The organism is Yersinia sp. 22-579 (assembly GCF_030433455.1).
Taxonomy (GTDB): Bacteria; Pseudomonadota; Gammaproteobacteria; order Enterobacterales; family Enterobacteriaceae; genus Yersinia; species Yersinia enterocolitica.
The window spans coordinates 14,693-37,261 of the sequence record NZ_JAUJTZ010000013.1 but is presented as its reverse complement, the minus strand read 5'-3'; the positions used below and the strand labels follow the sequence as shown (position 1 = coordinate 37,261).

Here is a 22,569-nt window from a genome sequence, read left to right as displayed (position 1 = left end):
GTTAGCCCCTGGCTGGCTGTATATATTAACTATAAAAGTTACAACATTTACTTAATTAGATGTCATCTTCGATAGCAAGAGCAAGAGTCCCAGTGTATATTTCACCTGATACAGCATCTCCGGGTTTTTTAGCCCGGATAACTAGTTTATTATTAGTCTGATTATGACCATTTAATAAAAAAGTTTTATCGACAGTAGCTAACTCAGTTCCTCCTATCCTAACTATAATATCATCAAATCCTTTAAGCGCACCTTGATCATTTTCTATAGTTAGAGGTTCTCTGAGCTTTATTCTTACTTTAGAACCCGAGTTACTTTGTATTGTAATATCCTCGGTATATTCGAATGTACCATCATTAGCTATAGAGTCGTATGCTAACTCAATATTATTAAGTTGATCACCACCATTTTTTGTCACAGAGATGGAGCTATGGATCTCTGCTGTAATTGGTATGTCTTTATGCATTGGTACTGCGCAAACAACAGTACTACTAGCTAGTGCTGCCATAGTCATAATTGAAAGTAGTGTCTTTTTCATCGTAAATATCCGATAGTCCGTTATGTGTTATATGAAAACCTTATCCATAAATGGAAAGGAATTAATAATGCGAGTGGCTTATGTGTATATGGCAATGATAACGAGGGCGTTAAATAGTTGCGTTAATACACCTCTCCGAAGCCGGGAAGAACACTAACATTTTAAATGGCATTACTTCAAGTAAGAGTTGGTCCTATTTTATTTGGTTTTCATCATTCTATTATTCAATGTGATAAATAATATATTATTATGCTTGATGTATATTATTAATGATTGATTGACGTTTAAGTTTAATTAATTTCACGATTATTTTTATGTCGGGTTTGTTTTTTAAGGAAATAAACAGTCATTATTGACTAATAAGTGTTATTTAAAAGATTAACTTGTCTGACACATGTTTGACCCGGTATTTTCATTGTTTTGTCACTTTCCTGTCATATGAAGGTTATATTTCTGTCATGAAAAGGTGTCATGTTTGCTTCCGAACAAAAACTGATTTATTTCGCTCATCCGCGTAATTCATTGTGATGGGCCATACAGATTTATTCAGGGGCCAGATATGTTTAACAATTCTATTGGTAAAACGTCGATTTGTGTCGCGCTGACCTTGGCATTCAGTGCCAATGCGATGGCGGTAACTGAGATTCCTTTCTGGCACTCGATGGAAGGGGAGTTAGGCGTAGAAGTTAACTCGTTAGCTGATCGCTTTAACCAGTCGCATAGCGATTATAAAATTGTGCCGGTCTATAAAGGCAACTATGAACAAAGTCTGGCGGCGGGCATTGCTGCTTTCCGTTCAGGGAAAGCGCCAGCTATTTTGCAGGTTTATGAAGTTGGCACCGCCACCATGATGGCGAGTAAGGCGATTAAGCCGGTATTCCAGGTATTTAAAGACGCCAATATTAATTTTGATGAATCGGTTTTCGTCCCGACGGTTGCGGGTTATTACACTGATGCTAAAACTGGCCACTTATTATCTCAGCCATTTAACAGCTCTACGCCGGTGTTGTATTACAACAAAGATGCTTTCAAAAAAGCGGGTTTGAATCCAGATCAACCGCCTAAAACCTGGCAAGAATTGGCCGAAGATACCGCTAAATTACGTGCTGCGGGATCAAGTTGTGGTTATGCCAGCGGCTGGCAGGGGTGGATTCAAATTGAAAACTTCAGTGCGTGGCATGGTCAGCCAATTGCCAGCCGTAATAATGGTTTTGATGGCACCGATGCGGTATTGGAATTCAATAAGCCTTTGCAAGTTAAGCATATTCAATTGCTGTCTGATATGAACAAGAAAGGTGATTTCACCTATTTTGGTCGTAAAGATGAATCGACTGCCAAGTTCTATAACGGTGATTGTGCTATTACCACCGCCTCTTCCGGATCACTTGCGGATATACGCCATTACGCCAAATTTAATTACGGTGTGGGCATGATGCCTTATGACGCGGATGCCAAAAATGCGCCACAAAACGCCATTATTGGTGGTGCCAGCCTGTGGGTGATGGATGGTAAAGACAAAGATACTTATAAGGGCGTAGCTGAATTCCTACAATTCCTGACCCAGCCGGAAATTGCTGCTGAATGGCACCAGAAGACAGGCTACTTGCCTATCACCACTGCCGCGTATGAGTTGACTAAGCAACAGGGCTTCTATGACAAGAATCCAGGCGCTGATGTTGCTACTCGCCAAATGCTGAACAAGCCGCCATTGCCGTACACCAAGGGCTTGCGTTTGGGCAATATGCCACAGATTCGCACGGTGGTGGATGAAGAACTGGAAGGTGTTTGGACTGGCAAGAAAACGCCACAGCAAGCATTAGATACCGCTGTGTCACGAGGTGATGTGTTGCTGCGTCGTTTCGAGCAAACCAACAAGTAATATTATTTGGCTACTTTACCAGCCAGTTTGAGTGAGATGTTTTGGCACCCAAACTGGCCGTATTCGTCAGGCCAATGACTCTGTGTTGCCATTAGCATCTTGTTCGATAAACGGTTAATTTTATGTCATCTTCCCGTCCCGGTTTTTCCTGTAGTTGGTTACCTTACCTGCTGGTATTACCGCAACTGGCTATTACCGCCGTTTTCTTCCTGTGGCCCGCCGGTGAAGCACTGTGGTATTCGGTACAAATGCTCGATCCATTCGGCCTTTCCAGCGAATTTGTTGGGCTGAGTAACTTTATTGCGCTGTTTCACGATGAATATTATTTGGCTTCATTTTACACCACACTGATTTTTAGCTCGCTGGTGGCGGGAATTGGCTTAGTGGTGTCGCTATTTCTGGCGGCGATGGTGGATTATGTGCTGCGCGGCAGCCGTATCTATCAAACTTTAATGATTCTGCCTTATGCCGTAGCCCCTGCCGTGGCGGCAGTGTTGTGGATCTTTTTGTTCAATCCCGGTCTGGGGTTGATCACTCATTTTCTGGCCTCACTCGGTTACAACTGGAATCACGCCCAAAATAGTGGGCAGGCGATGTTCCTGGTGGTATTGGCGTCGGTGTGGAAGCAAATCAGTTATAACTTCTTATTTTTCCTTGCTGCACTGCAATCCATCCCGCGCTCATTAGTTGAAGCCGCAGCCATTGACGGAGCCGGGCCAGTGCGCCGCTTCTTCAATTTGGTCTTGCCGCTGATTTCACCGGTGAGCTTCTTTCTGCTGGTGGTGAATCTGGTCTATGCCTTCTTCGATACTTTCCCGGTAATTGATGCCGCAACAGGCGGTGGCCCGATGCAGGCGACCACCACTCTGATTTATAAAATTTACCGCGAAGGTTTTGCCGGGTTGGATTTATCCAGTTCAGCGGCTCAGTCGGTTGTTCTGATGTTGCTGGTGATTGGCCTGACGGTTATCCAGTTCCGCTTTGTTGAGCGTAAGGTGCGTTACCAATGATTGAGAATCGCCGTGGGCTGGATATCTTTTGCCACGTCATGCTGATTATCGGCGTGCTGTTGATTCTGTTCCCGCTGTACGTGGCCTTTGTCGCGGCGTCTCTGGATGACACCCAGGTGTTCCAGGTGCCAATGACGCTGATTCCTGGCCCGCATTTATGGCAGAACATCAGCCATATTTGGCATGCTGGTGTGGGCAATAACAGCGCACCTTTTGGCTTGATGCTGTTTAATAGCTTTGTGATGGCATTGGCGATTACCGTCGGCAAAATCACGGTATCGATGCTGTCTGCCTATGCCATCGTCTATTTCCGCTTCCCGCTACGTAACCTGTTCTTCTGGCTAATTTTCCTCACCCTAATGCTGCCGGTTGAAGTGCGAATTTTCCCGACGATTCAGGTGATCGCCAACCTGAATATGCTAGATAGCTACACCGGTCTGACTCTACCGCTGATGGCATCCGCTACCGCCACTTTCTTATTCCGCCAGTTCTTTATGACCTTGCCAGATGAGCTATTGGAAGCAGCGCGCATTGATGGGGCGGGTGCTATGCGCTTTTTCTGGGATATCGTTTTGCCGCTATCAAAAACCAATTTGGCAGCGCTGTTTGTTATCACTTTTATCTATGGTTGGAACCAATATCTCTGGCCAATCCTGATTACCAGTGATGCTTCTATGGGGACGGCGGTAGCGGGGATCCGAAGCATGATTTCCAGTTCGGGCGCTCCAACTCAGTGGAATCAGGTGATGGCAGCAATGATTTTGACTTTAATTCCACCGGTCGCGGTGGTCCTTCTGATGCAGCGTTGGTTTGTACGCGGCCTGGTAGACAGTGAGAAGTAATCTGATATGGCATGTTTAAAGCTTCAAGCAGTAACCAAATCTTATGACGGCGTGACGCCAGTAATAAAGCAAATTGATTTAGATGTCGCTGATGGTGAATTCATCGTGATGGTCGGCCCGTCCGGTTGCGGTAAATCGACATTGCTGCGTATGGTCGCAGGGCTAGAACGTACCACCAGCGGAGATATCTATATCGATAATCTGCGGGTGACGGATATGGAACCCAAAGATCGTGGCATCGCCATGGTGTTTCAGAACTATGCGCTATATCCCCATATGAGCGTGTTTGACAATATGGCTTATGGCTTGAAAATCCGTGGTTTTGGCAAAGAGCAGATTCGCCTACGTGTGGATGAAGCCGCTCGTATTTTGGAACTAGAGCCACTGCTCAAACGCAAACCGCGCGAGTTATCCGGCGGTCAGCGCCAGCGGGTTGCGATGGGCCGCGCCATTGTGCGCGAACCGGCGGTGTTCCTATTCGACGAGCCGCTGTCCAATCTCGATGCCAAGCTGCGGGTACAGATGCGCCTTGAGCTGCAACAGTTACATCGGCGATTAAAAACCACCAGTTTGTATGTCACTCATGATCAGGTTGAAGCCATGACGCTGGCCCAGCGGGTGATTGTGATGAACAAAGGCGTGGCGGAGCAAATTGGTACGCCAAGTGAAGTGTATCAACGACCTGCGACTCTATTTGTTGCCAGCTTTATCGGCTCACCGGCGATGAACCTATTAGCTGGCACCGTCAGCCCGGATGGGCGAGCCTTTATTTTAGCGGACGGAATGACTTTGCCGCTGGAGGTTCCACGGCCACAATGGGCAGATCGGCGCTTGACCCTGGGTATCCGTCCGGAGCATATTCAGCAAACGGCATCTCAGCCAACAGTATCTCAGCAAAAAACCTCAGCGCAGGGTGTGCCTATGACTCTATTAACGCTCGAATTGTTGGGGGCGGATAATTTAGCGCACGGGCAGTGGGGGGGGCAGAGTGTGATCGCCCGTTTATCCCATGAAGAGATGCCCGCGGCGGGCAGTATATTGCACTTGTATCTGCCACCTGCGGCGCTGCACTTTTTTGATTCAGAAAGCGGACTACGGATGGAATCATGAGTAAAAACTGGCCTTATCCAACGATTGTTGCTCATCGCGGTGGCGGTTCATTAGCGCCAGAAAATACGCTGGCGGCGATTGATGTCGGCGCGCGTCACGGCCACAAGATGATTGAGTTTGATGCCAAGTTATCGCAAGACGGCCAGATATTTCTACTGCATGACGACACGCTGGATCGCACCAGCAATGGCTGGGGCGTGGCCGGAGATTTACCTTGGGAAAAGCTGATTCAGCTGGATGCCGGTGATTGGTATAGCACCGCATTTCGTGGTGAGCGCCTGCCATTGCTCTCTGAGGTGGCGGCCCGTTGTGCCCAGTATGGTATGGCGGTAAATATTGAAATTAAACCGACCACCGGGGCTGAAACCCCGACCGGCCGGGCCATTGCTTTAGCTGCTCGCTTATTATGGCAAGGTCAGGCGATTCCACCGTTATTATCCTCTTTTTCGTATGAGGCATTAGTGGCAGCGCAGCAGGCAGCACCTGAGTTGCCGCGCGGCTTATTGCTGGATAAATGGGATGATAACTGGCAGGCGATGACTCGCGAGTTGGATTGCGTTTCTTTGCATATCAACCACAAACAACTGACAGCCGAGCGGGTGGCGTTACTCAAAGCCGCAGGGCTGCGTATTTTGGTTTATACCGTCAACCAACCCGCGCGGGCGCAGGAATTGTTAAATTGGGGCGTTGACTGTGTCTGTACTGACCGTATAGATTTGATATATCCTCGTCCTTGAAGCTACTGGGGCGTTAGCTGCGCTCACTCACCCGAATCACATACTTGTGTATGCTCATCGGGATGTGCTCGTTTGCTGCCTACCTGTAACGCCAATGACTTTGATATAGTATCCTCGTCCTTGAAGCCACAGGGGCGTTAGCTTGCTGCCTACCTGTAACTCCAATGACTTTGATATAAACAGAAAAGGAAACAGAGCGGTCAGTCATTCTTACATTTACGGGCTGACCTGGCCCGGCTTGACAGGAAGTGAACCATGCCCGCCTTTGTTATTTCGCTCTGGCACCAGATTGTTTTGTCTTCGCCGCTGTTTGTTCTACTCGCACTGGGCTACGGTTTGGTTCGATTTGGTAAATGGCCATCTACCATCACCGATGGCTTGACCCGTTTTGTCTTTTCCCTCGCGTTACCTGCCATGCTGTTTCGTATGATGTGCGATTTCTCTGAACGCCCTGCGGTAGATGCCCGCTTGTTGATTGCCTTTTTTGGCAGCTGTCTGGTGGTCTTTGTTATCGGGCGAATCATCGCCAGCCGGGTATTTCATCTGGATGGTGTATCCGGCTCGGTATTTGCCCTCGGGGGGATTTTTTCCAATAACGTGATGCTGGGGCTACCCATTGCCACCATTATGCTGGGAGAAAAATCTATTCCCGCAGTGGCGTTGGTATTGGTATTTAACGGATTGATCTTGTGGACATTAGTCACTATCTCCGTGGAGTGGGCGCGCAATGGCTCACCAACGTTAGCCGGGTTTGCGAAAACCGCCCGTAGTGTACTGACTAACCCCCTGATTATCGGGATCATATCCGGTACTTTATTTAGCCTGACCGGTTTACAATTGCCGCAATTTATCGACCAACCGGTCACTATGCTGGGGCAGGTGGCTCCGCCGCTGTCATTGATTGTGCTGGGCATGGGGTTGGCGGAATATCGCGTGAGTGAGGGCTGGCAAATCAGCAGTGCTATCTGCTTTCTGAAACTGATAGTACAGCCGATGGTGATATGGGCGCTGGCGTGGGCAATGAATTTACCCGCGCTGGAAACACAGGTGGTGGTATTGCTCGGGTCAATGGCAACGGGTGTAAACGTCTATCTGATGTCGCGCCAATTTAATGTGCTGACCGGCCCCGCCGCCGCCAGTTTAGTGATGTCCACGGTGCTCGCGGCGGTGACGACCCCACTGATTCTGACCATTATTGGTGTCGGGATGTCTTAACAGCAGAAAATGCGTTTTCTCCAACGAATGGCATTCCTGATAGTGGATATCATTCGTTTGGTTTATTATTGTTCACATGTAAACTGTCTTTGCTAATAATTAGTGTTCAACTTCCGTTACAATTGCGCTTTATCACCTCAAAGAGCCAATTATTGTGTTGTTACTGATTATTACCACTATCTTGTGGGCGTTCTCTTTTAGCCTGATTGGCGAATATCTGGCCGGTCAGGTGGACAGCTGGTTCTCTGTGCTTATGCGCGTCGGGTTGGCAGCGCTGGTCTTCTTGCCTTTCCTGCGTTGGCGCAATATCAATTGGCGGGTGATTGTGCTGTATATGACGGTGGGCGCAATCCAACTGGGTATCATGTACTTGTTCAGCTTCCGTGCGTATCTCTATTTGACGGTACCGGAGTTTCTGCTGTTCACCGTGATGACACCGCTGTATGTCACATTAATCTATGATTTGCTGCGCCGCCAGCGGCTGCGGTGGGGCTATGCCCTCAGCGCTTTGTTGGCTGTGGCTGGGGCGGCAATCATCCGTTATGACCATCTCAGTGAACATTTTTGGTGGGGATTGGTTCTGGTTCAGGCGGCAAATATCTGTTTTGCCATCGGACAGGTGGGCTACAAACGCTTGATGGAAGTCCATCCTATCCCGCAGCATGTGGCCTTTTCATGGTTCTATGTTGGTGCTTTGATGGTCGCTGTCATTGCCTGGTTTGCTTTCGGCAATCCACAAAAACTGCCCACCACGCCGTTGCAGTGGGGGGTGCTGGTTTGGCTGGGTGTCGGGGCTTCGGCCTTGGGCTACTTCATGTGGAACTATGGTGCGACACAAGTCGATGCCGGCACTCTGGGTATCATGAATAACGTGCATGTTCCGGCTGGGTTACTGGTGAATCTGGCCATTTGGCAAGAAAAGCCCCATTGGCCCAGCTTTATCATTGGGGCAATTGTGATAATGGCCTCGCTATGGGTACACCGGTGTTGGGTCGCTCCGCATTCTTTACAAACGGCAGACTCTCGCAAGCGTGTTGCCGGGCCGAACGAATAAAAGCTTCAGTGACCGGTTGGCGCTGTTCTCCATCTCGGACGGCAGCGTATAACCGGCTCCACAAACCATTTCCCAGTGTTTTCGTCACCACCAGCCCCTGACGTTCGAAGCTCTCTACCACCCAGTGTGGCAGGGCGGCGATCCCCATTCGTGCTGAGACCATTTGAATCAGCAGTAAGGTGTTATCAACATTTTTCAATGCGGGATTGATCCCCGCCGGTTGCAGAAAATGCCGCCAGATATCCAACCGTTGGCGTTGCACCGGGTAAATCATCAACACTTCTTGTGCCAAATCTTCCGGCTCGATGCGAGCTTTATTGGCTAATGGATGGTCAGGTGCCAATACCAAACGCACCTCAAAATCAAACATCGGCGAATAGTGCAGGCCACTGCGCGGCAAAATATCCGATGTCAGCACCAGATCCAACTCCCCTTGCTGCAAGGCTGGTTGTGGATCGAAAGTCACGCCTGATTTGAAGTCCATCGCCACTTGCGGCCAGCTTTTGTGGAAATTATCCAGAGCAGGTGTCAGCCATTGAATACAGCTATGGCATTCGATGGCGATACGCAGCGCAGTTTGGTGTGGTTCGTTGCAGGTTTGCAGCGCTTGCTTGATTTGCGGCAGCACTTGTTCCGCCAACTGCAACAGGATCTCACCTTGCGTTGTGAAACGTAACGGCTGACTTTTACGCACAAACAGACGAAAACCGAGGCGCTGTTCCAGATCACTGAATTGATGGGACAACGCCGATTGAGTCTGATGAAGTTGTGTTGCTGCTGCAGCCAGTGAGCCGGTATTACGCAGAGCTTGCAGGGTGCGTAAGTGTTTCAGTTCGATCATGAGAGTCCTTCACAGTGACAGTGAGCAAATTGCGCTTGTGATTAATACAGTACCTGCTGATTATGGATGTGTAAACATCTGGATGGCTAAATGGGAAATAAGACGATGACAATTTTAAATCACACACTGGGTTTTCCGCGTGTAGGTCTGAAACGTGAACTGAAAAAAGCACAAGAAAGTTACTGGGCAGGCAACTCCACGCAAGAAGAATTGCTCAATGTGGGTCGTGAATTGCGCGCCCGCCATTGGCAACAGCAACAGCAAGCTGGCGTTGATTTAGTGCCAGTCGGTGATTTCGCCTGGTATGACCATGTTCTGACCACTAGTTTGCTGTTAGGTAACGTCCCGGAACGCCATCAGAATGCTGATGGTTCGATTGATTTAGATACCTTATTCCGCATTGGCCGTGGCCGAGCACCAACCGGTACACCGGCAGCTGCGGCAGAAATGACCAAGTGGTTTAATACCAATTATCACTACATGGTGCCAGAGTTCCAACAAGGTCAGCAGTTCAAACTGGGCTGGACTCAGCTGTTGGATGAAGTGGATGAAGCATTAGCATTAGGTCACAAAATCAAGCCGGTACTGCTTGGCCCGGTAACGTATCTGTGGCTGGGTAAAGTGAAAGGTGAGCAGTTTGATCGCTTGTCATTATTGAATGACATTCTGCCGGTTTACCAGCAAGTGTTGGGTGAATTGGCCAAACGCGGTATCGAGTGGGTGCAAATTGACGAACCGGCATTGGTGCTGGAATTGCCACCAGAGTGGCTGGATGCTTATCAACCGGCTTATCAAGCGCTGCAAGGTCAGGTTAAATTGTTGCTGACCACCTATTTCGACAGTATCGGTCATAACCTCGACATTATCCGCGCTCTGCCAGTGCAAGGGCTGCATGTTGATGTGGTTGCCGGTCAGGATGATATTGCTGAGCTGAATGCAACATTGCCGCAAGAGTGGTTGCTATCACTGGGCGTTATCAATGGCCGTAACGTATGGCGTGCCGATCTGAGTCACTGGTTTGAGCGCTTGCAACCGTTGGTGAATAGCCGCCCGCTGTGGCTGGGGAGTTCTTGTTCCTTATTGCATAGCCCAATTGATTTAAGTGAAGAAACGCGTCTTGATGCTGAAGTGAAGAGCTGGTTTGCTTTCGCCCTGCAAAAATGTGCCGAACTGGCGCTGTTGACCCAGGCATTGAATGCACCAAGTGAAGCCAAACTGGCTGAATTAGCGGCTTATAGTGCACCAATTCGTGCTCGTCGCGCTTCCAGCCGTGTGCATAATCCGCAAGTAGAACAGCGTTTGGCGGCGATCACCGCGCAAGATATTGAACGCCAACAACCTTACGAAGCACGTGCAACTGCCCAACGTAAGCGCTTTAACTTACCGGCCTGGCCGACCACGACCATCGGCTCATTCCCACAAACGACCGAGATCCGTGGCTTGCGTTTGGACTTCAAGCAAGGCCGCCTGGATGGTAAAAACTACCGCACCGGTATTAGCGAACACATCAAACAAGCTATTGCTGAACAGGAACGTTTGGGGCTGGATGTGTTGGTTCATGGCGAAGCTGAACGTAATGACATGGTGGAATATTTCGGCGAGCATCTGGACGGTTTTGTCTTTACACAAAATGGTTGGGTACAGAGCTACGGTTCACGTTGCGTTAAGCCACCAGTGATTATTGGAGATATCAGCCGCCCTGAAGCCATCACCGTTGAATGGGCGAAATATGCTCAATCACTTACCGATAAACCGGTAAAAGGCATGTTGACTGGGCCGGTGACTATTCTGTGTTGGTCATTCCCACGTGAAGATGTCAGCCGCGAAACCATCGCGAAGCAAATTGCGTTGGCACTGCGTGATGAAGTGGAAGATCTGGAAAAAGCCGGTATCGGTATCATCCAGATAGATGAACCAGCGCTGCGTGAAGGCCTACCTCTGCGCCGTACTGACTGGCAAGCTTATCTACAGTGGGCGGTTGATGCTTTTAAATTGAATGCTGCGGTTGCGCAAAACGATACTCAGATTCACACCCATATGTGTTATTGCGAATTCAATGACATCATGGATTCCATTGCTGCGCTGGATGCTGACGTGATTACCATCGAAACCTCCCGCTCAGATATGGAACTGTTGGAATCATTTGAAGATTTCGCGTATCCGAATGAAATTGGTCCCGGTGTTTATGATATTCACTCGCCGAATGTGCCAAGTGTGGAATGGATTGAAGCTTTACTGCGCAAAGCGGCCCAGCGTATCCCGGCGGAACGTCTGTGGGTTAACCCCGACTGTGGCCTGAAAACCCGTGGTTGGCCGGAAACCCGCCAGGCTCTGGCAAACATGGTACTGGCAGCACAACGTCTGCGTGAAGAACAAGTCTGATTAATAACGGTTTACTCTGTGTTGTGAAACTTTGGGCGCATATCTTGCGCCCTTTTTTATGGCTGTTATTTATCATCTTCGTTAATAGGATTCGCTGCGACTCCGTGCTGCGCAAACCAATCAAGCATGCGCTGCCAGCCATCCAGTGCCGATTCTTCGTGGTAGCTTGGGCGGTAATCAGCGTTAAAGGCATGCCCTGCATCTGGATAAACAATGATTTCGGCATCAGCATTTGCTGCTCGCAATGCCTGACGCATGGTATCGATATGCTCTTGCGTGATACTACCGTCTTTACCACCATACAGCCCCAGCACGGGGGCGCTAAGGTCGATGGCAACATCAACCGGATATCTTGGTAACAGTAAAGTTTTTTCTCCTACCAGTTTGCCATACCAGGCCACTGCGGCTTTTAATTGTGGATTATGGGCGGCATATAGCCATGCAATACGCCCACCCCAGCAAAAACCAGTAATGGCTAATTTGCTGGTGTCGCCACCGTGGCGCGATGCCCAGTGGGCAGTATGATCAAGATCTACCATGACTTGTCGATCGGGTACCTTACTAACCAAGTTTTTAACTAACGCATTGATATCATCATATTCTTTGGCATCACCTTGGCGGAAAAACAGCTCAGGAGCAATGGCCAGATAACCCTGCTTTGCCAATCTGCGGCAGATATCTTGAATGTGCTCATGCACACCAAAGATTTCCTGCACAACAATCACCACAGGATATGGCCCCGAGTGTTGGGCCGGTTTGGCAATATAAGCTGGCAACTCATCGCCTTGAGATGGGATGGTAGTTTCTGTGCAGTGAATACCTTGTTGATCGGTATGGCGGATCGTCGAGGCCAGAGGATCTACTGCGGGTGTGAATCCGCTTGTCGCCTGCCTGAGAGTCATAGATTGATCAGTTTTCATGGTGGTCTCCTTATGAAATGAGGAAAGTATGACTCGGTAAAATCTTATTGGGTTGAGCTATCCATCGCCCTTGGTATTTGCTGTTGACGACTTTAACTATAGGTAATCTTTGGGATTAATGAGATGAGGTTTACAGTAATTAAGCATTTTATTGCGGCATGAGTACGGTAGATAAGTCAGTCGCTGATAACAAGATATTCATCCAACATTGCTCAATGAGTCCTACTATTGATATTCATATATAAATCACTACTGCGGTGGGCGGTGTTTGTATAAATTTCAGGCTATACAGTCTTAATGTGTGATTTAAATCACATTTTTAATGTATTTGTATTTATCATTTCTTTTATCAAGGTGATTGTCGTCACGAAATTATGTGATGATTTTGAGTAAAGTATTCCTTTGTACCTCCCTATATTCCTAAATAATTCGAGTTGCAGGAAGGCGGTAAGTGAATTAATTCCGATGAGTTTACATAAGCAAGTGATTCTGGGGATTAAACGTAGCCAACGCATATGCAGCTTGAAGTATGACGGACATAACATCTCTCATGAAAGAGGAGTCTCACACATGGCTAAATCAGACGTTTTTCACTTGGGCCTGACTAAAAATGATTTGCAAGGGGCGACTCTGGCGATCGTTCCGGGTGATCCACAGCGTGTTGAGAAAATCGCTAAATTGATGGATAACCCAGTGCATCTGGCTTCACATCGTGAATTTACTTCGTGGCGTGCCGAACTCGATGGCAAAGCTGTGATTGTCTGCTCAACCGGTATTGGTGGCCCATCAACTTCTATTGCAGTTGAAGAGTTGGCACAACTTGGTGTGCGGACGTTCCTACGTATTGGTACTACAGGTGCTATTCAGCCACATATTAATGTTGGTGATGTATTGGTCACCACCGCAGCGGTGCGTTTAGACGGTGCCAGCTTGCACTTTGCACCAATGGAATTCCCGGCGGTGGCTGATTTTGATTGCACCACGGCATTAGTTAACGCGGCTAAATCAGTCGGTGCGACGACTCATATTGGCGTTACCGCGTCTTCAGATACTTTCTATCCAGGGCAGGAACGTTACGATACATACTCTGGACGTGTTGTTCGCCGCTTTAAAGGTTCTATGGAAGAATGGCAATCTATGGGCGTGATGAATTATGAAATGGAATCTGCCACTTTGCTGACAATGTGTGCTAGCCAAGGCTTGCGTGCCGGTATGGTCGCAGGTGTGATTGTTAACCGCACCCAGCAAGAGATCCCGAACGAAGAAACCATGAAAGCGACTGAAAGCCACGCAGTAAAAATCGTCGTTGAGGCGGCTCGTCGCCTGCTGTAATACAGCGGCCTATGGGTAAAACCCGCAATAAGCGAATCAATGAATACCAAATGAGCGGGTCAGTTTACTGGCCCGTTCTTTTTTTCGGCTGATTATCTGTTAATGTCATAGTTCTTATAATGGACAGTAAAATAAGAGGAAAACATGACGACATCCGCTCTATCTCATCCTTCCCTACTGCCACTGGATGGTGGTATTAACTTCCGTGATCTTGGTGGTAACGTCGTTGCCGATGGCCGGCGTATTAAGCGCGGGTTATTGTTTCGTTCAGGATCACTTGACCGTTTGAGCACCAAAGATTGTGCTGTTCTTAGCAGCGGCTCTGTCGCTCAAATCCTTGATTACCGCGATGCGGATGAAGTTCAGGCTAAGCCCGATATTGTGTGGCAAGGTGCCAGTTATCACAATATTCCAGCCAACCCCCTCAGCAGTGAAGTTAACGCCAATCTGGAAAAACTGACTAACGAGACGTTAGCAACATTTGATGCCAGAGCATTCATGTTAGAGCTGTACCGTCGCCTGCCATTTAATAATCAAGCTTATAAACAGTTAGTCAGTTTGCTACAAAATAGTGCCTCACCAGAGCATGCAGCTGCTGGCGTGGTACAGCATTGTGCCGTCGGGAAAGACCGCACTGGCGTGGGTTCGGCTTTGGTGTTGTTTGCTTTAGGCGCTGATGAATCGACGGTATTGGAAGATTACCTGTTGACTGAAACAACACTGGCACCTTTCCGTGAACACATGCTGGCGGAATTGGCATTAAAACTAAATTCTCAGGCGCTAGGGCAGTTTGCATTTGTATTGTCGGCTCGAGAAGAGTTTATTCAAACTGCACTGCGATGTATTCAAGAGCGTTACGGGAGCCGCGAGCAATGGCTACAGCAGGAATTTGGTCTTGGCAGCATTGAGCGCGAAAAGTTGCAGTCATATTTCCTGGAGTAATCGTTTACCAAGAGATTGATCTTCTTATTCCTCCTGTATTGAGCCACTACTAAGTGGCTGAGGTTAATGACAAAGTGCCCGTAACGGTGAAAACAAGCAGTTCGTAAAGACGCCATACTTCTTTTGTTAAAACAAGCTTCCCTGGGGGCTCGAGCCGCGCCGTCCCTGGCGCGCACGCTTTACTCTTCTACCTGTCCTCACCAGCCAAGATCGAGTTATCGAAGTTTGTCAGCAGTCTGAGCCACTAAGTGGCTCTTTTTAACCGTTTAATGATGCAAACTACCGCTTAACCAATTCGCTGATATTTCTCTTGGGGAGCAGGCGTATGTTAACGCCTGACAAATTCCCTGGAGAGAATGCTCATGCAACATGCGATTACCTTTGTTATCGCCTCAGCGTGTGTCCTTGTGATCTGCTACCGTTTATACGGTATCTTTTTTGTTCGTAAGGTCCTGCGCGTCGATGACAGTGAAGTAACACCTTCCCACACCTTTGAAGATGGTAAAGATTACGTCCCAACTAAAAAATGGGTGAACTTTGGTAGCCACTTTGCAGCCATTGCTGCGGCTGGTCCCTTAGTTGGCCCTGTATTGGCGGCCCAGTATGGTTATTTACCTGGCTTCCTGTGGTTATTGATTGGTTGTGTTATCGGCGGTGCCGTTCACGATACCGTTGTGCTGTTCGCTTCGATGAAACATCAGGGTAAATCCCTATCTGAAGTGGCTAAATCAGAACTCGGGCCAGTCGCGGGCTGGTGTACCGGTCTGGCGATGCTATTTATAATTACTATTACTATGGCTGGGTTATCAATGGTTGTAGTACATGCGCTGGAACGTAACCCTTGGGGTACTTTCGCGGTGTTCATGACAATCCCTATCGCGATTTGTGTTGGCTTATGGGAACGCATGACCGGCAGCATGAAAGGGGCTTCTTATGTTGGTATCGCCGCCATTATGGTGTGCGTGTTCGTCGGCCCTTATATTGAACATACTTGGCTTGGCGAATGGCTCATGCTGAAAGCAGATACCGTCAGTATCATTCTTCCAATGTATGCTTTCTTCGCTACGGCTCTACCTGTCTGGATGTTATTGACCCCTCGCGGTTATCTCTCCAGCTTTATGAAAATCGGCGTATTCGGTGCACTGATTGTTGGCGTTGTATTTATTAACCCTGAAATTCAATTCCCAGCAGTAACACAGTTTATCCACGGCGGTGGCCCGGTTCTGGCTGGCCCAGTTTGGCCATTTATCTCTATTACCATTGCCTGTGGCGCTATTTCTGGTTTCCACGCGTTTATTGGTTCAGGTACTACACCAAAACAAATCGATAAATGGAGTGACATCTTACCCGTTGGTTTTGGTGCGATGCTGGCCGAGTGTATGGTCGGGGTCATGGCCTTGATCGCTGCAACATCTCTGCATCCTGCTGACTACTTCGCGATTAACTCTTCAGCCGAAGCCTGGAGTGTGCTGGGCATGGAAGTGGTTAATCTACCAAAACTGAGTCAGGAAATTGGCTTAGATTTATATGGTCGTACCGGCGGTGCTGTCACCTTAGCTGTGGGTATGACGGATATCTTCATTCGTGTGCCGTGGTTTAGTAGTCTGGCCGCTTATTTCTTCCAGTTTGTTGTGATGTTTGAAGCTGTATTCATTCTGACAGCTGTTGACTCAGGTACCCGTGTTGCTCGCTACCTGCTGCAAGATTTCTTGGGCGATATTTGGGCTCCATTAAAACGTACTGATTGGTTGCCGGGCACATTAGCATGCAGTGTTATTGCTTGTGCGCTGTGGGGTTACCTTCTTAACTCTGGTGATATCAACTCAGTCTGGGCGCTGTTTGGTGTATCAAATCAGCTAATGGCTTCTGTTGGTTTGATTATCGGTGCCACTATTATTCTGCGTCTGGCAACCAAACGGATTTACATGCTGACTTGTGTGATTCCATTGGCTTACCTGTTTGTCACCGTAAACTATGCTGGTTACTGGATGATCACCCACGTGTACTTCAATTCAGCAGCGAAAGGTTACAACCTGTTTAATGGCATCATCTCTATCATCATGATGACATTGGGTGTCATTATCCTGATATCAGCACTGAAAAAATGGCGCGAGCTGTGGATTCGTAGATCAGCTGAGATGGCTGGCAATAAGGTGGTTACTGCCAACGCCTGATATCCTAAATCGATAGCTTTAGTCCTGATAAACGGTCGGAATCTCCCGGCCGTTTATTTTTTGTTAAGTAAAAATGTCGACACATTGAGTATGCTAATGGCTACTGTATTGATAACAGGAAAATGCCTGTGACCTTAAATGACGTCATTACTATAGTTATTGATTTTGTTCGTGAACATGAAACATGGGCAATGCCTATCGTGTTTATTCTCGCTTTTGGTGAGTCGCTAGCCTTTCTTTCCTTACTGCTACCCGCCACGGTTATCTTGCTTGGACTAGGCGCATTAATCGGTGAAAGTGGGATTTCCTTCTGGCCGATTTGGGCCGCTGCTGTAGCAGGGGCTTTTTTTGGCGACTGGCTCTCCTATTGGATTGGCGATCATTATAAAGATCGCGTCGGCACACTGTGGCCTCTTTCCCGTAACCCTCAGCTACTCGTCCGCGGCCATGCTTTCTTTGAGCGCTGGGGGTTCTTTGGTGCTTTTATTGGCCGCTTCTTTGGCCCACTGCGCGCAGTTGTCCCGTTAGTCGCCGGAATATGTGCTATGCCAAAATTCTATTTCCAGTTGGCTAATATCACATCTGCCATCATTTGGGCATTCGGTATTCTTGCCCCTGGTGCTTTTGGTATTCAGTGGCTATCTCACTGGATAGATTAACTTTGCATGAGTTCTGAGGCTGCTCCATATTTTGTGGCTGACAGTTTTAACCCATTTCTTTGTCGTAAAATAAGCGGTTTTTTATCTGCTTATTATTTATGCGCGCAGCTTCGCAAGATGGGATGTAACGGAAAAACACTCTGGACATCCATACAGTATCCCCTTACCTTGACTGACATTAGGTTAATGGGGAGATAACCGTGGATATCAGTTTATTTTATGGGCTGGGAGGCTGCCTGCTTGGTGGGCTTATAGGTTGGCTGATTGCCAGTTTGTCTCAGCAGCGCAATAAAGCACAGCAGGATATTGAGCGGCGGTTGCTGGAGCAGTCATTGCAACAGTCTCAGCAAAACACTCTAGAATTGCAGGCCCTTTTGCAACGCAATGAACAGCAATTGCGACAAAGTGAATTAGAACAGCGTAATTTGCACAGCCAGCTCGCGGCAAATGCTGAAAAACTGCAACAATTAGCTCATTGGCGCAATGAATGTGAGCAGCTCAATCAAGAATTACGAGCGCAACGAGAAGTCAATAGCGCGCAAGAAGCTGAACTACGCGAAGTGACTATTCGTTTGGAAGAAACACGGCTGACTGCAGAAGAGAAGCAACGCCTGCTTCTTAATAGTGAGCAACGACTAACCACTCAGTTCGAAAATCTGGCAAATCGCATCTTTGAACAAACTGGCCGTCGGGCAGATGAACAAAATAAGCAAAGCTTGGATCGCTTACTGTTACCTCTACGGGAACAGCTAGATGGTTTCCGAAGACAGGTACAGGATAGCTTTGGGCAAGAGGCTCGTGAACGCCATACTTTAACCCATGAAATCCGTAGCTTACAGCAGCTCAATGCTCAAATGGCGCGGGAAGCTCTAAACCTGACCAAGGCCCTCAAAGGGGATAATAAAACCCAGGGAAACTGGGGTGAAGTCGTTTTAGCTAAGGTACTTGAAGCTTCGGGGTTACGCGAGGGTTATGAATATCAAACCCAGGTTAGTGTAAAGATTGATACTAATAGCCGTATGCAGCCAGATGTCATTGTGCGCTTGCCGCAGGGTAAAGATGTTGTTATTGACGCTAAAATGTCACTGACAGCCTATGAGCGCTATTTTAACAGTGAAGATGATATTGAGCGCGAAGCGGCATTAAGTGAGCATTTATCGTCACTACGTGCGCATATCAGGATGCTGGGTCGCAAGGATTATCAGCAACTTCCTGGTTTACGTTCGCTTGATTATGTATTGATGTTTATTCCCGTTGAACCTGCGTTTTTGGTGGCTATTGACCGTCAGCCTGAGTTGATCAGTGAAGCGCTACAGCACAATATTATGTTGGTTAGTCCGACAACATTGCTGGTGGCTTTACGAACTATTACCAATTTATGGCGCTACGAGCATCAAAGCCAAAATGCGCAACGAATTGCGGAGAGAGCCGCCAAACTCTATGACAAATTACGTTTATTTGTTGATGATATGGAGTCGTTGGGGCAAAGCCTCGATAAAGCACAGTTAAGTTATCGTCAGGCAATGAACAAACTGTCGCAAGGCCGTGGTAACCTGATAGGGCAAGTTGAAGGTTTTCGTACTCTGGGGGTCGAGGTAAAACGGCCTATTAGTCCAACACTGGCTGAGAAAGCCAGTCTGGAAAATCAACCTGAGGACGATTTAGCGCTATCCGATGATGCAGAATCCGAGATAAGTGATTCTGCACCGCTGAAGTATCAGGGTTAGTTGCATGTTCCTCTTCTGTATGATGTTGAGAAAGCTGCGATTAAGCAGTTGCCTTAATACCAGGTGAGGTGGGGCTTTCATCGGAGTTCTGGTACACTTCCTCGAAAGATTGACTGAAAAGCAGGCACAGAAAATGGTAGATCAGGAGAAGGAAACCACTCATTTTGGTTTTCGCACCGTAGCCAAAGAACAAAAAGAAGGCATGGTGGCAGAAGTTTTTCATTCCGTAGCCGCTAAATACGATCTGATGAATGACCTGATGTCATTCGGTGTTCACCGTATTTGGAAGCGCTTTACTATTGACTGTAGCGGTGTTCGGCGCGGTCAACGGGTATTGGATCTGGCAGGTGGTACCGGCGACTTAACCGCTAAGTTCTCTCGTCTGGTGGGGGAACAGGGTGAGGTCGTTCTGGCTGATATCAACGAGTCAATGTTGCGTATGGGCCGTGAAAAGCTGCGCGATAAAGGTATTGTCGGTAATGTCAGCTATGTTCAGGCGAATGCTGAAGCGTTACCTTTTCCTGATAATTACTTTGATTGCATTACCATTTCATTCGGCTTGAGAAACGTAACTGAAAAAGAAAAGGCACTGCGATCGATGTTTCGGGTATTAAAGCCCGGTGGTCGCTTACTGGTTCTTGAGTTCTCTAAGCCACTTCTGGAACCTTTGAGTAAAGCCTATGATGCTTACTCCTTTCATATTTTGCCCAAGATTGGTGAACTTGTGGCGCAGGACTCTGAAAGCTACCGTTATTTAGCTGAGTCTATTCGGATGCACCCTGACCAAGAAACACTGAAGGGTATGATGATGGATGCCGGGTTTGAAAACGTAACCTATTCCAATTTAACCGGTGGCATTGTTGCGTTACATCGGGGCTTCAAGTTCTAACAGGAATCTGGTTATGCCGCTAAAATCACTGATATTTAAATCCTTGTCACTGAAACCAACTTTGCTGTCGCCACTAATAACTGCCGCTATAGAAACATCACTAAATAGTGTGTTATTTCGTGATAAAAGTTTGAAAGCTGCACGTTTACGCTTAGCAGGAAAAGTGCTGAGTATCGAGTTGCGTGAGGTGAGCTTTCCTCTGCTATTAGTATTTAGCGAGCGGCAGGTTGATGTTTTAAGCCAATGGGATGGTGATGCGGATTGCACAGTGAAAACGAACGTTGCTGTGCTGGCAAAGTTACGGGATCGTCAGCAGCTTTCACCTTTGATGCGTAGTGGTGAATTGATTGTCGAAGGTGATATCCAAGTAGTTCAGCAACTTATCACCTTACTTGATCTTGCTGAATGGGAACCAGCTGAGTGGTTGGCTCCCTATATTGGTGATATTGCAGCGGAAACCATTGGGCAGGTCATCCATAAAAGTAACCGTTTTCTCAGTAAGCAGTTTCAACAGCAACAGTATTATGTTGCTGAAGCAATAACTGAAGAATGGAAAATAGCGCCAGCGCCGCTGGAGGTGGTGTGGTTTAACGAAGAGGTTGATGCTACCGCTCGTGCAACCGAGGCTTTGACTGCCAGATTGGCAACCATGGAGACAAAACAATGACGCCAGGAGAACTTCGGCGCCTGTATCTTATCATTCGGGTTTTCTTGAGCTACGGGCTGGATGAGTTAATCCCGAATATACGTTTGACGTTGCCATTACGTGTTGGTCGTCATCTATTTTTCTGGTTGCCTAATCGTCATAAAGATAAACCGCTGGGTGAGCGTTTGCGCCTTGCCTTGCAGGAGCTAGGGCCAGTTTGGATCAAGTTTGGCCAAATGATGTCCACACGGCGTGACCTCTTCCCGCCAGCAATTGCTGATCAACTTGCGTTGTTACAGGATAGAGTTGCTCCATTTGATGGTGCGCTAGCACGCAAGCACATTGAAATCGCGATGGGAGGGCCATTAGAAACATGGTTTGACGATTTTGAACAAGAAGCTTTAGCCTCCGCTTCTATCGCGCAAGTACATACGGCGCGTTTAAAAGAGAACGGCCAGGAAGTTGTACTCAAAGTTATTCGTCCTGATATTTTGCCAATAATTAAAGCTGATGTGCGGTTGATGTACCGTCTGGCTGGCTGGGTACCCAAACTTTTACCTGATGGTCGTAGATTACGTCCACGGGAAGTTGTGCGTGAATATGAAAAAACACTGCTTGATGAGCTAAATTTGCTGCGGGAAGCAGCTAATGCTATTCAACTGCGTCGTAATTTTGAAGACAGTCCAATGCTCTATATTCCCGAGGTCTATTCTGATTATTGCCGGGAAAGCGTATTGGTCATGGAGCGAATTTACGGCATTCCGGTATCTGATATTGCAGCTTTGGAAGATCAAGGCACCAATATGAAGTTGCTGGCTGAGCGCGGGGTTCAAGTCTTTTTCACTCAGGTTTTCCGTGACAGTTTTTTCCACGCAGATATGCACCCTGGGAATATCTTTGTCAGTTATGAGCATCCTCATGACCCGCTTTATATCGGTATTGATTGCGGTATCGTCGGCTCACTAAATAAAGCAGATAAGCGCTATCTTGCTGAAAACTTTATTGCTTTCTTTAATCGGGATTATCGGCGGGTTGCAGAGCTGCATGTTGATTCTGGCTGGGTTCCTCGTGATACCAATGTTGAAGATTTTGAATTCGCTATTCGTACTGTCTGCGAACCAATTTTTGAAAAACCGCTAGCTGAAATATCCTTTGGCCATGTGCTATTGAATCTCTTTAACACCGCACGCCGTTTTAATATGGAAGTACAACCACAGTTGGTTTTACTGCAAAAAACCTTGTTGTATGTCGAAGGTTTAGGACGCCAACTTTATCCTCAGCTTGACCTTTGGACGACTGCCAAGCCTTTCCTGGAAAGCTGGTTGCGAGATCAAGTTGGGTTGCCTGCGGTTATTCGTGCATTGAAAGAAAAAGCACCATTTTGGGCTGAAAAATTTCCTGAGCTGCCAGAGCTTGTGTATGACAGTTTGCAGCAGCATAAGTTATTACAGCAAAGTGTCGATAAACTCACTACTCAAATGCAAGGCCAGCAACAACGTCAGGGCCAATCACGGTATTTGTTCGGTGTTGGCGCTACACTATTAGTCAGTGGTACCATTTTATTCTTGGCCAATGCGGTAGAAATCTCAATTGGGTTCATTGTCGCTGGAGTATTGGCTTGGTTTATTGGTTGGCGGCGAACCAGTTAATGACTTATCGCTGAAAGTATCTG

Annotated in this window: 19 protein-coding genes; 16 read left to right on the top strand and 3 right to left on the bottom strand. The window is 47.6% G+C overall.

Annotation, left to right across the window (positions count from 1 at the left end):
• Positions 1-55: 55 nt before the first annotated feature.
• Entirely contained in the window at positions 56-538 is a 483-nt protein-coding gene (locus QSV56_RS15920) for a CS1 type fimbrial major subunit (protein ID WP_046695560.1), read from the bottom strand.
• A gap of 559 nt (positions 539-1,097) precedes the next feature.
• On the opposite strand from QSV56_RS15920, the gene ugpB reads away from it, so the two are divergent.
• From ugpB to QSV56_RS15885, 7 genes are all read left to right on the top strand, one after another.
• Complete coding sequence (gene ugpB / locus QSV56_RS15915) at positions 1,098-2,417, top strand: sn-glycerol-3-phosphate ABC transporter substrate-binding protein UgpB (protein WP_019084323.1); 1,320 nt, start codon at positions 1,098-1,100, stop codon at positions 2,415-2,417.
• A 122-nt stretch (positions 2,418-2,539) separates the two neighbouring features.
• Positions 2,540-3,427, top strand: a complete 888-nt coding sequence (ugpA, locus tag QSV56_RS15910; RefSeq protein ID WP_004703935.1) for a sn-glycerol-3-phosphate ABC transporter permease UgpA — start codon at positions 2,540-2,542, stop codon at positions 3,425-3,427.
• A complete protein-coding gene (ugpE, locus tag QSV56_RS15905; RefSeq protein ID WP_019080159.1) occupies positions 3,424-4,269 on the top strand; it encodes a sn-glycerol-3-phosphate ABC transporter permease UgpE in 846 nt (281 codons plus the stop codon). Before ugpA ends, ugpE begins: the two co-directional genes overlap by 4 nt.
• 6 nt (positions 4,270-4,275) lie before the next feature.
• Positions 4,276-5,379 (top strand): sn-glycerol-3-phosphate import ATP-binding protein UgpC, encoded by a 1,104-nt coding sequence (locus tag QSV56_RS15900; RefSeq protein ID WP_046050035.1) that lies wholly within the window; start codon positions 4,276-4,278, stop codon positions 5,377-5,379.
• Entirely contained in the window at positions 5,376-6,116 is a 741-nt protein-coding gene (gene ugpQ, locus QSV56_RS15895; protein WP_046050036.1) for a glycerophosphodiester phosphodiesterase, read from the top strand. Before QSV56_RS15900 ends, ugpQ begins: the two co-directional genes overlap by 4 nt.
• 255 nt (positions 6,117-6,371) lie before the next feature.
• On the top strand, positions 6,372-7,331 hold the full coding sequence (locus QSV56_RS15890) for an AEC family transporter (RefSeq protein ID WP_019080156.1): 960 nt from the start codon (positions 6,372-6,374) through the stop codon (positions 7,329-7,331).
• A 154-nt stretch (positions 7,332-7,485) separates the two neighbouring features.
• The gene (locus QSV56_RS15885) at positions 7,486-8,385 is read left to right on the top strand and encodes a carboxylate/amino acid/amine transporter (RefSeq protein ID WP_050298864.1); all 900 of its coding nucleotides are present in this window, start codon (positions 7,486-7,488) and stop codon (positions 8,383-8,385) included.
• Here the strand turns inward: QSV56_RS15885 and metR are convergent.
• Positions 8,273-9,226, bottom strand: a complete 954-nt coding sequence (gene metR / locus QSV56_RS15880) for an HTH-type transcriptional regulator MetR (protein WP_050163269.1) — start codon at positions 9,224-9,226, stop codon at positions 8,273-8,275. The genes QSV56_RS15885 and metR overlap by 113 nt on opposite strands.
• A gap of 105 nt (positions 9,227-9,331) precedes the next feature.
• On the opposite strand from metR, the gene metE reads away from it, so the two are divergent.
• Entirely contained in the window at positions 9,332-11,608 is a 2,277-nt protein-coding gene (gene metE, locus QSV56_RS15875) for a 5-methyltetrahydropteroyltriglutamate--homocysteine S-methyltransferase (RefSeq protein WP_050160486.1), read from the top strand.
• A gap of 65 nt (positions 11,609-11,673) precedes the next feature.
• Here metE and QSV56_RS15870 read toward each other — a convergent pair whose 3' ends face one another.
• Complete coding sequence (locus tag QSV56_RS15870) at positions 11,674-12,528, bottom strand: dienelactone hydrolase family protein (RefSeq protein WP_019084317.1); 855 nt, start codon at positions 12,526-12,528, stop codon at positions 11,674-11,676.
• Positions 12,529-13,098: 570 nt separating this feature from the next.
• On the opposite strand from QSV56_RS15870, the gene udp reads away from it, so the two are divergent.
• From udp to ubiB, 8 genes are all read left to right on the top strand, one after another.
• Positions 13,099-13,860, top strand: coding sequence for a uridine phosphorylase (udp, locus tag QSV56_RS15865; protein WP_019084316.1), 762 nt, complete (start codon positions 13,099-13,101; stop codon positions 13,858-13,860).
• A gap of 144 nt (positions 13,861-14,004) precedes the next feature.
• Complete coding sequence (locus tag QSV56_RS15860) at positions 14,005-14,802, top strand: tyrosine-protein phosphatase (RefSeq protein ID WP_011815367.1); 798 nt, start codon at positions 14,005-14,007, stop codon at positions 14,800-14,802.
• 362 nt (positions 14,803-15,164) lie between these two features.
• On the top strand, positions 15,165-16,976 hold the full coding sequence (locus QSV56_RS15855; protein ID WP_005165604.1) for a carbon starvation protein A: 1,812 nt from the start codon (positions 15,165-15,167) through the stop codon (positions 16,974-16,976).
• A gap of 128 nt (positions 16,977-17,104) precedes the next feature.
• Positions 17,105-17,635 carry a DedA family protein gene (locus QSV56_RS15850; RefSeq protein WP_005176305.1) on the top strand — a complete coding sequence of 177 codons (531 nt, stop codon included), beginning with the start codon at positions 17,105-17,107 and terminating at the stop codon, positions 17,633-17,635.
• Positions 17,636-17,835: 200 nt separating this feature from the next.
• Positions 17,836-19,362 (top strand): DNA recombination protein RmuC, encoded by a 1,527-nt coding sequence (gene rmuC / locus QSV56_RS15845; protein ID WP_019084315.1) that lies wholly within the window; start codon positions 17,836-17,838, stop codon positions 19,360-19,362.
• A 133-nt stretch (positions 19,363-19,495) separates the two neighbouring features.
• Positions 19,496-20,251, top strand: coding sequence for a bifunctional demethylmenaquinone methyltransferase/2-methoxy-6-polyprenyl-1,4-benzoquinol methylase UbiE (gene ubiE / locus QSV56_RS15840; RefSeq protein ID WP_019080147.1), 756 nt, complete (start codon positions 19,496-19,498; stop codon positions 20,249-20,251).
• 13 nt (positions 20,252-20,264) lie between these two features.
• Positions 20,265-20,918 carry an SCP2 domain-containing protein gene (locus QSV56_RS15835; RefSeq protein ID WP_301212974.1) on the top strand — a complete coding sequence of 218 codons (654 nt, stop codon included), beginning with the start codon at positions 20,265-20,267 and terminating at the stop codon, positions 20,916-20,918.
• The gene (gene ubiB, locus QSV56_RS15830; RefSeq protein WP_019080145.1) at positions 20,915-22,546 is read left to right on the top strand and encodes a ubiquinone biosynthesis regulatory protein kinase UbiB; all 1,632 of its coding nucleotides are present in this window, start codon (positions 20,915-20,917) and stop codon (positions 22,544-22,546) included. Before QSV56_RS15835 ends, ubiB begins: the two co-directional genes overlap by 4 nt.
• The last annotated feature ends 23 nt before the right edge of the window (positions 22,547-22,569 follow it).